Source organism: Leifsonia sp. KNZ12-8B (genome assembly GCF_056755495.1).
In genome coordinates, this window is record NZ_JBPGXM010000150.1 from 1 (window position 1) to 8,589 (window position 8,589).

At 72.7% G+C, this 8,589-nt stretch carries 10 protein-coding genes; 7 read left to right on the top strand and 3 right to left on the bottom strand.

From position 1 onward, the window contains the following. The first annotated feature begins 9 nt into the window (after window positions 1-9). The 5 genes from ACR9ZG_RS16585 (at window position 10) to ACR9ZG_RS16605 (ending at window position 5,417) form a co-directional block, all read left to right on the top strand. Window positions 10-960 (top strand): phosphodiester glycosidase family protein, encoded by a 951-nt coding sequence (locus ACR9ZG_RS16585; RefSeq protein WP_481285960.1) that lies wholly within the window; start codon window positions 10-12, stop codon window positions 958-960. Between the two features lie 4 nt (window positions 961-964). Further along, window positions 965-2,056, top strand: a complete 1,092-nt coding sequence (locus ACR9ZG_RS16590) for a glycosyltransferase (protein ID WP_481285951.1) — start codon at window positions 965-967, stop codon at window positions 2,054-2,056. Between the two features lie 75 nt (window positions 2,057-2,131). After that, on the top strand, window positions 2,132-2,737 hold the full coding sequence (locus tag ACR9ZG_RS16595; protein ID WP_481285952.1) for a DUF4956 domain-containing protein: 606 nt from the start codon (window positions 2,132-2,134) through the stop codon (window positions 2,735-2,737). Then, complete coding sequence (locus tag ACR9ZG_RS16600) at window positions 2,734-3,522, top strand: polyphosphate polymerase domain-containing protein (protein ID WP_481285953.1); 789 nt, start codon at window positions 2,734-2,736, stop codon at window positions 3,520-3,522. Before ACR9ZG_RS16595 ends, ACR9ZG_RS16600 begins: the two co-directional genes overlap by 4 nt. Continuing rightward, on the top strand, window positions 3,519-5,417 hold the full coding sequence (locus ACR9ZG_RS16605; protein ID WP_481285954.1) for a carbohydrate-binding domain-containing protein: 1,899 nt from the start codon (window positions 3,519-3,521) through the stop codon (window positions 5,415-5,417). The genes ACR9ZG_RS16600 and ACR9ZG_RS16605 overlap by 4 nt, the downstream gene beginning before the upstream one ends. A gap of 36 nt (window positions 5,418-5,453) precedes the next feature. On the opposite strand, the gene ACR9ZG_RS16610 is transcribed toward ACR9ZG_RS16605, so the two are convergent. Beyond that, window positions 5,454-6,620 carry a toxic anion resistance protein gene (locus ACR9ZG_RS16610; protein ID WP_481285955.1) on the bottom strand — a complete coding sequence of 389 codons (1,167 nt, stop codon included), beginning with the start codon at window positions 6,618-6,620 and terminating at the stop codon, window positions 5,454-5,456. A 239-nt stretch (window positions 6,621-6,859) separates the two neighbouring features. On the opposite strand from ACR9ZG_RS16610, the gene ACR9ZG_RS16615 reads away from it, so the two are divergent. Then, complete coding sequence (locus tag ACR9ZG_RS16615) at window positions 6,860-7,246, top strand: hypothetical protein (protein ID WP_481285956.1); 387 nt, start codon at window positions 6,860-6,862, stop codon at window positions 7,244-7,246. A 58-nt stretch (window positions 7,247-7,304) separates the two neighbouring features. Here the strand turns inward: ACR9ZG_RS16615 and ACR9ZG_RS16620 are convergent, their stop codons facing one another. Then, a complete protein-coding gene (locus ACR9ZG_RS16620; protein ID WP_481285957.1) occupies window positions 7,305-7,478 on the bottom strand; it encodes a hypothetical protein in 174 nt (57 codons plus the stop codon). 82 nt (window positions 7,479-7,560) lie between these two features. Next, window positions 7,561-8,016: an Lrp/AsnC family transcriptional regulator gene (locus ACR9ZG_RS16625; protein ID WP_481285958.1), complete on the bottom strand. Its 456-nt coding sequence runs from the start codon at window positions 8,014-8,016 to the stop codon at window positions 7,561-7,563. Between the two features lie 106 nt (window positions 8,017-8,122). Here ACR9ZG_RS16625 and ACR9ZG_RS16630 point away from each other — a divergent pair, with 106 nt between their 5' ends. Then, a complete protein-coding gene (locus ACR9ZG_RS16630; protein WP_481285959.1) occupies window positions 8,123-8,587 on the top strand; it encodes a DUF2000 domain-containing protein in 465 nt (154 codons plus the stop codon). Window positions 8,588-8,589 lie beyond the last annotated feature (2 nt).

Below are 8,589 nucleotides of genomic sequence, written 5' to 3' on the forward strand. Positions count from 1 at the left end.
CCCCCGCAGATTCAGCAGCCCCCTCGGCAGAAGCCCCGCCCGCGCCGGCGCCGGCTCGCCCTGATCGTCGCCTCTGCCCTCCTGGCCGTCGGCATCACGGCGCCGGCGCTGTGGGCGCTCGACCGGTTCGTGATCCCGCACGTGGAGGTCACGGCCGCGAGCTCGCAGAGCGGCACCACGACGGCGACGCAGTACGACACCAGCGATGCGGAGGTGACCGGCTCCAGCTACAGCTCCGACGCGGCGGACGTGACGGTGAAGAAGGTCACCACCGGCTCTGGCGCCGACACCGTCACCTACTACGTCGCCGACGTCACGCTCTCCGACGCGACGGTGTTGAAGTCGGCCTTCGCCGACGACACCTTCGGCGAGAACATCACCCAGACCACCAGCGAGATGGCGGAGGCCAACGACGCCGTCTTCGCGATCAACGGCGACTACTACGGATTCCGCGACAGCGGCATCGAGATCCGCAACGGCGTGATCTACCGCGACGACGGCGCCAGGGAGGGACTCGCCTTCTACGCCGACGGGCATGTCGAGGTCTACGACGAGACCCAGACGACGGCGCAGCAGCTGGTCGACGCGGGCGTCTGGAACACGATCTCCTTCGGGCCTGCCATCGTGGAGAACGGCCGGACGGTCGACGGCATCGAGAGCACCGAGGTCGACACCAACTTCGGCAACCACTCGATCCAGGGCGACCAGCCGCGCACGGCCGTCGGCGTGATCGACGACAACCACCTGGTGTTCGTGGTCGTCGACGGGCGCGACACCGGCTACAGCAAGGGCGTCACGCTGACCGGCCTCGCCGGCATCATGGAGAGCCTCGGCGCGACGACCGCGTACAACCTCGACGGCGGCGGGTCGTCGACGATGTACTTCGACGGGGAGGTCGTGAACCAGCCGTCCAACGGCGGCGAGCGCGGCACCTCCGACATCCTCTACATCGCGCGGTGACGACATGCTCATCGTCATCCCGGCCTACGAGCCGGACGGGCGCCTCGTCGCCCTCGTCCGCGAGTTGCGCGAGCGGGCGCCACACGCGGCGGTCCTCGTCGCCGACGACGGCAGCGGTCCCCGGTACCGCCCGGTGTTCGACGCGGCCGGGGCGGAGGGCGCGGAGGTGCTCGCCCACCCGGTCAACCGAGGCAAGGGCCATGCGCTCAAGGCGGCCTTCGCGCACGCCGCCCGCCACCATCCGGGCGAGGACGTGATCACCGCCGACAGCGACGGGCAGCACACGGTCGAGGACATCCTCCGGGTCGCGGACCGCGTCGAGCGAGGGGATGCCGACCTCGTGCTCGGATCGCGCCTGTTCGTCGGCGAAGTCCCGCCGCGCAGCCGGGTCGGCAACGCCGTCGCGCGGCGCGTCTTCGCGCTCGCGAGCGGCCGGTCGCTGCGCGACACGCAGACCGGGCTGCGCGGGATGCCGGCCAGGCTGCTGCCGCGGCTCGGCCGCATCCGCGGGGAGAGGTTCGACTACGAGCAGCGGATGCTGCTGGAGCTCTGCGGCCAGGGCGCCGTGATCGTGGAGGTGGACATCGCGACCGTGTACCTGGAGCAGAACGCGTCCTCCCACTTCCGCCCGGTGCGCGACTCGCTGAGCGTCGCCGCACCGCTCGCGCGCTTCGGCGCCGTGTCGTTCGGCTCGTTCCTCCTCGACCTCGTCGTCATGCAGCTGCTCGCGGCCCTCACCGGGTCGCTCGCGCTCGCCGTGGTCGGTGCCCGCGTGCTCAGCGGCGCGGCGAACTACGCCCTCAACCGGCGGATGGTGTTCCGCGCGACGACGAGCGTGCGGCGCTCGGTCGTGGGCTACCTCGCGCTCGCCGCCGCCCTCCTCGTGGCCGGTTACGCCGCGATCGCCGGGCTGGTGGCGCTGGGCGTCCCGCTGCTCGCGGCCAAGGTCGGGACCGACGTCGCGCTGTATCTCGCGAGCTTCGTCGTGCAGCGCCGCGTCGTCTTCCGGCGCGTGCCGGCGGGCGTCGCGCGCGAGGTCCCGGTCGCTCCAGCGAACTCGCCGGAGCGGCAAAGCGACCGCATAGGAGCCGCATAGCCCGGATCCGTTGACTGTTCCCACGGCGTTCGACCGCCGTTCACCCAGACCCGCTTCCACCACAAGGAGACCCGGATGGACCAGCTCATCCTCATCGCCATCGACCTCGCGGCGATCTCGATCCTGACGTTCGGGATGTACTTCCCGCGTCACCGGCGCCGCGACCTCGTCGTCGCCTTCCTCATCGTCAATGTCGGCGTCCTCGCCGTGAGCGAGGTGCTCGGCTCCATCGCCGTCAGCGCCGGCCTGGGCCTCGGCCTGTTCGGCGTCCTCAGCATCATCCGGCTGCGCTCCTCCGAGATCGCGCAGCACGAGCTCGCGTACTACTTCGCCGCGCTGGCTCTTGGCCTCTTCGCCGGGATGTCGACCACCGTCGAGCCCGTCGGCATCGGCCTGATCTGCCTGATGCTCGTCGCCGTCTTCCTCGGCGACAACCCGCGGCTGTACCGCCGCTACCGCCAGCAGACGATCGTGGTCGACCGGGCCATCCCGGACGAGGCGGCCCTCATCGCCCACCTGGAGGGGCTGCTCGGCGCCCGCGTCCACAAGGCCACCGTGCTCGCGCTCGACCTCGTCGACGACACCACGACGGTGGACGTGCGGTACCAGCTGGACGCCCGCGGACCGGCCTCCGCCTCCACCCGCCCCGAGCCCGCCCGGGCCGCCGAGGTGCACCCGTGACCGCCGTGCTCGACCGGCTGCCCGCCGTCGACCTGGAGGAGCTGGTCGCCACCGCGGCGTTCCAGACCCGGGTGGACCGCAAGTACCTGCTGCGGCGCGACGAGCTGGACGATGTGCTCCGCGGGCTGGAGCCCGGCACCCGGATGCTCGAGACCGATGGCGTCCGCGCCTTCCGCTACGAGTCCGTCTACTTCGACACCCCGGCGCTGGAGAGCTATCTCGCCGCCGCGCGTCGCCGGCGCCGCCGGTTCAAGGTCCGCACCCGCAGCTACCTCGACAGCGCGCAGAGCTTCCTGGAGGTCAAGCTCAAGGGCGCGCGGTCGACCACCGTCAAGGAGCGGCTGGAGCATCCGTTCGCGCAACGCGGCGAGCTCGACGGGCCGGGGCGGGCGTACACGGACGAGCAGCTCGCCGAGCTCGGCATCCGCTCGGACGACTTGGCGCCGCTCATGACCACCCGGTACCGGCGGGCGACCCTGCTCCTGCCGGGGGCGGCGGGCCGCGCGACGATCGACGTCGACCTGGAGTGGGAGCTCGTGACCGGCGACGCCCTCCGGCTGCCCGCGGCGGCGATCGTGGAGACGAAGTCCGGCTCCTCCCCGTCCGCCGTCGACCGGCTGCTGTGGCGCGCAGGCCACCGGCCCGTCTCCCTCTCCAAGTACGCCACGGGGATGGCGGCGCTCATCCCCGGCCTCCCGGCCAACAAGTGGTCCCGGCTCCTGCGCACCCGGTTCCAGCCCGAGACCGACCCGACCATCATCCGAGCGACGAGGAGTGCATCGTGAACAGCAGGAGGCCCACCGAGGCCGCGAAGACGGAGACCGCGAAGACCGAGGCCGCGAAGACCAGGCTCACGAAGACCAGGGCGACGAAGAAGGGCGCGCTCGCCGCGGCGGCGCTGCCCCTGGTCATCACGGTCGGCATCCTCACCGGATGCAGCGTCGCGGGAGGCACGAGCGGGACGACCGCGCAGGTCTCCGCCGCGTCCAGCACCACCGCGACCGACGCCTCCGTCACCATCGCCCAGGTGCTGGCCGACGACCAGGACTGGTCCACCGACGCCCCGGCGGCCACCGTCGGCGATGCGGACACGACCATCGCGCTCAGCGGCTCCGGCGCCACCATCTCGGGCGACGGCGCGAAGGTCTCCGGCGGCACGGTCACCATCACCGCGGCCGGCACCTACCGGCTGACCGGGACCCTCTCGGGCAACGTCGTCGTGGCGGCGGGGGAGGAGGACGCGGTCACGCTCATCCTGGACGACGCCGCCATCTCCTCCGACTCGACCGCGGCGATCGCCGTCACCGGCGCGAAGTCGGTGGTCGTCGACCTCGTCGGCGATTCCACCCTCTCGGACGCGGACGCGTACGCCGACGATGCGGACGTGAACGCGGCCCTGTACAGCGCGGCCGACCTGCGCATCACCGGCGACGGCTCGCTCACGGTGTCCGGCAACGGCGATGACGGCATCACCAGCAAGGACGGGCTCGTCATCGACTCGGGGACGCTGACGGTCACGGCCGCCGACGACGGGATCCGCGGCAAGGACTACCTCGTGGTCCTCGGCGGGACGATCACGGTCGACGCGAAGGGCGACGCCCTCACCTCCGACGACGAGGAGGACGCCGACCGCGGCTACGTGTACGTCAAGGGCGGCACGCTCGACCTCACCGCGGGCGGCGACGGCGTCTCGGCGCAGACCGACCTCCTGGTGGCGGGCGGCGATCTCACGGTCTCGTCCGGCGGCGGTGCGGAGGCAACGGTCGCCGACGACGCCTCGGCCAAGGGGCTGAAGGCGGGCGACTTCCTCGTCGTGGAGGGCGGCACGGTCGACGTGACGGCGGCCGACGACGCGCTGCACACCGACGGCGCCCTGCGGCTGGCGGGAGGGACGTTCACGCTCTCGAGCGGCGACGACGGCATCCACGCCGACAACGCCCTCCTGCTCGACGGCGCCGACGTGACCATCGCACGGTCGAACGAGGGCGTCGAGAGCGCCGATATCGAGATCGCCGGCGGGTCGGTCGACGTCACGTCGTCCGACGACGGGCTGAACGCCTCCGCCGGGAGCGCGTCCAGCGATTCCAGCGGCTCCAGCGGCGGCGCGGGCGGCGCGCAACAGGGCGCCGGCCAGCCGGGCGGCGGCGGAGGCGGCGGCATGACCGTCGAGGACGCCTCCATCACCATCAGCGGCGGCACCACGACGGTCGACGCGGAGGGTGACGGCTTCGACTCCAACGGCACCGCCACCATGACCGGAGGGACGCTGACGGTGAACGGCCCCTCCCGCTCCGGCAACGGCGCGCTCGACGTCAACGGGACCTTCACGGTCTCGGGAGGCACGCTGTCCGCCGCCGACTCCGGTGGGATGGCCGTCTCGCCCGACGCCGACTCGTCGCAGTCGTTCGTGGCCGCGACCTTCGACGCGCAGCAGGCGGGCGCCACGATCAGCGTGGTCGACGCGAACGGGAAGACGGTCGCGACCGCCACGCCGACGAAGGCCTTCACGGCCATCGTCGTGTCCGACGACGCGATCACCGCGGGCGCGACCTACACGCTGGTCGTCGACGGCAGCACGATCGCGACGGTCACGGCCGGGGAGGCCCTGGATGAGGGCTTCGGCGGGGGAGGCGCGGGCGGCGGCCACGGCGGTCCGGCCGGGTCGTCCTCCGGCAGCTGAATCCGGCCGGGCGAACCGGCGGAGGAGGGGATGCGGCTACCGCGTCCCCTCCGGCCGCGTCCGCGCCAGGTAGGTCCGCGACCGCGTCACCTGGTGCTCCAGGGCGTCGACCGTCTTCGCCATGCTGGCGATGGCCTCCCCGCGGTAGGTCTCGATGCTGTCCATCGTGGCGAAGACGTTGTCGAAGGCGCTCTGCAGCACCTCCACGTCGACCGCCGCCGACGTCTGCTCCTTCTGGATCTGGTCGGTCTGCACGCGCAGCGTCTCGCCCGTGCGCCCGATGAGGGAGTTCGTGCTCTGGTGGAGGGCGCCCAGCTGGTCGATGACCAGGCGCTGGTTCTCCAGGGCCTGCGCCACCACCACCGCGGTGCGCAGGGCCGAGACCGTGGTCGTCTTGGCACGCTCCACGCCCTTGATCAGCTCGACGTTGTTCTTCTTGATCACGTCGAGCGCCAGGTAGGCCTGCACCGACACCGCGATCTGCGTCGTGAGGTCCTGGCGGCGCTGGCGGATCGGGAAGAGCGCCTCGCTCTCGAGCCGGGCCGCGCGCTCGGGGTCCGTGCGGCGCAGCTCGTCGGCGGCCTCCACGGTGGCGTTGTCGAGGGCGGTCGCGAGCACGACGTACTCGTTGAGGCGCTCGGTCGTCTTCCAGAGGGCGGCGCGCTCCTGCTCGATGTCGACGTTGTCGCGGCGCAGCGACTCCTGGCCGTGGTCGAGGGAGTCGACGATCGCGTCCAGCTGCTTCTGCGCCGACTCGAAGCGCTGCACGTACTGGCGCAGCCTGCGCCCGCCCGGGACCCGCGCGAGCATCCGGTTGCGGCCCGTCAGGTGATGCGGGTCGAAGTCGCTGACGGTCGAGCGGAGGTCCTGCAGCGTCCGCAGGACGCCGTACTGCGGGTCCGTGCGCACCGACTTGCCGCGCGCGGCGGCGAGCGAGGCCCCCGGCCGGTTCAGCAGTGCCCGGGAGGCGTCCCCCGACTCCCGCATCTCCTTGTCGCCGAACAGCGAGAAGCCGTTGATCTTGCGGCGGAACGCCTCGCTGTCCGGGTCGGCGGCCGCCAGCTCGGCGATGAACTCCCGCGCCTGCTGCTCCAGCTCGGCCGCCCGCTGCGCGGACACCCGCACCATGCTGACCGCCTGGTCGTCCGACAGCTCGGGGACGGGGTCCGGAGGCCGCAGTCCCTCGTCCGTGTGCTGATCCATGACCGCTCCTCACCCTCGGGTCGATCGGTGCTCCCAGGGTAGGCCGCGGTTCCCGGTTGCGGGAGGCGCGCGAGGGTGTGCACAGCGGAAGCGCAGCATCCGGGAAGGTGCGGTGGGCCCGGGCGGGCCCCGGTGGGCCGGTCGGACCGCGGCGGGCCCGGCGTCACATCCGGCCGGGCTGCGCGGTCTTGTATGGTGAGCGGCCACCGGCCGCGGGCGGAGAGAGTGTGGAGGCGACCATGCGTGACAGCCGGCGGCACGCGACCGTGCACGGACTGGGCGAGGCGGGGGCGACCGGCGATCTGCCGCGGCTGCGGTCGCTGCTGCATCCGGGGGTCGCGGTCGTCGTCGACCGCGGCGACTCCGGTGAGCGCGGCGACACCGGCGGCGGGCAGGTGCGGGTCGTGCACGGACCCGACGACGCGGCCCTCCTGCTGGCGCACGGCCTGGCGGCCGGTCCGGGCGTGGTCGTCCAGGAGCGGGCGGTCAACAGCCGTCCCGGGCTCATGGTCGTGCGCTCAGGCACCCCCGTCGCGGCGGTCGCCGTCGACTTCACGGGCGCGCTGGTCAGCCTGGTGTGGGTCCGGCTGAACCCGGCGCCGCTCCGCCACGGCGTCACCGTGTGAGCGGCGTCACGGTGTGAGCGGCGTCACCGTATGAGCCGCGTCACCGTGTGAGCGGCGCCTAGTAGTCCTCGCGGCGGTCCTGCTCGGCGTCGGCCACCGGCTCCACCTGTGCGAGCTCCTCCAGGGCGGAGCGGAGCTGACGCTCCAGCCACTCGGGCGTCGCAGCGCCCGTGGCCACGGCCTCATCGAGCCGGGTGAGGCGTTGCTGCGCCGATCCGTGCAGATCGTCCATGATGTCCCTCCTCCGGCCGGCCCGGCGGCGCGGCCTGAGCGACAGGCTAGTGACCGCGCCGCCCCACGGCCAGCGCCGGTCGTCAGCCCAGCGGCTCCACGCGCGTCGTCCGCAGGTGCTCGTACACGACAGAGGTGCGGACGTCCGCGACCTCGCGCCGCTGCGTGAGCCGGTCGATGACGAAGGCGTACAGCCCCTCGTTGTCGGCGACGGCCACGTGGATGATGAAGTCCTCGTTCCCGCTGGTCACGAACACGCCGAGCGTCTCCGGCAGCGCCGCCACCCAGTCGCGGAAGCCCTCGATCACCGGGCGCGCCGGAGGCCGGATGCGGACCGCGATGAGGGCCTGGACCCCGCGACCCAGGCTCGCGAGGTCGACGTCGAGCGTCGCACCGCGGATGACCCCGCGCTGCCGGAGCGCCCGCGTGCGCTCCAGCGCGGTGCTCGGAGAGACGCCCACCGCCGCGGCGACGTCGCGATTGCTGCGCCGCGCATCCGACTGGAGTTCGCGCAGGATCGCCCGATCAAGTTCGTCCATGAGCGCCCAGCGTAGCCCCCTGCCGAACGATGTTCGGCGTGCAAGCGCAGCGACCGTTGCTTCTGTAGCCTCCTGACCATCCAACCGCACACCCGAAAGGTCATTCATGAACGCACTCGTCGGCTTCGCTCCGCACGAGGTGGACACCGGCGCCCCGACCCGCTCCGCCCGGCTCAAGTGGGTGATCGTCGTGGACGAGTCCCTCCCGGCCGGTATCGCGGCGAACGCCGCCGCCTGCGTTGCGGCCGCCACGTCGCCGCACGTCGCGGGACTGCTCGGTCCGGAGGCGACCGACGCCGGCGGGCACGCGCACCCCGGTCTGCCGTGGGCGGGGTGCAGCATCCTGAAGGGGAGCGCGGAGCAGCTGTCGGCCCTCCACGCGAAGGCGGCGGCGAGCGAGACGGTGTTCGTCGCCGACATGCCGGCGGCGGCCCAGCTCACCCGCGTCTACGACGAGTACCGGGAGGAGGTCGCCGCGACCCCGGCCGCCGACCTGCCGTACTACGCGGTCGGCCTCGTCGGCCCCCGCAACCGCATCGACAAGCTCGTCGGCCGCCTCCCCCTCCTCTGACC

Bases quoted from the DNA above. Each gene is read 5' to 3' on its own strand.
- ACR9ZG_RS16615 (WP_481285956.1), top strand. From the start codon at position 6,860: ATGCGTGACAGCCGGCGGCACGCGACCGTGCACGGACTGGGCGAGGCG.
- ACR9ZG_RS16590 (WP_481285951.1), top strand. From the start codon at position 965: ATGCTCATCGTCATCCCGGCCTACGAGCCGGACGGGCGCCTCGTCGCC.
- ACR9ZG_RS16610 (WP_481285955.1), bottom strand. From the start codon at position 6,620: ATGGATCAGCACACGGACGAGGGACTGCGGCCTCCGGACCCCGTCCCC.
- ACR9ZG_RS16620 (WP_481285957.1), bottom strand. From the start codon at position 7,478: ATGGACGATCTGCACGGATCGGCGCAGCAACGCCTCACCCGGCTCGAT.
- ACR9ZG_RS16595 (WP_481285952.1), top strand. From the start codon at position 2,132: ATGGACCAGCTCATCCTCATCGCCATCGACCTCGCGGCGATCTCGATC.
- ACR9ZG_RS16630 (WP_481285959.1), top strand. From the start codon at position 8,123: ATGAACGCACTCGTCGGCTTCGCTCCGCACGAGGTGGACACCGGCGCC.
- ACR9ZG_RS16625 (WP_481285958.1), bottom strand. From the start codon at position 8,016: ATGGACGAACTTGATCGGGCGATCCTGCGCGAACTCCAGTCGGATGCG.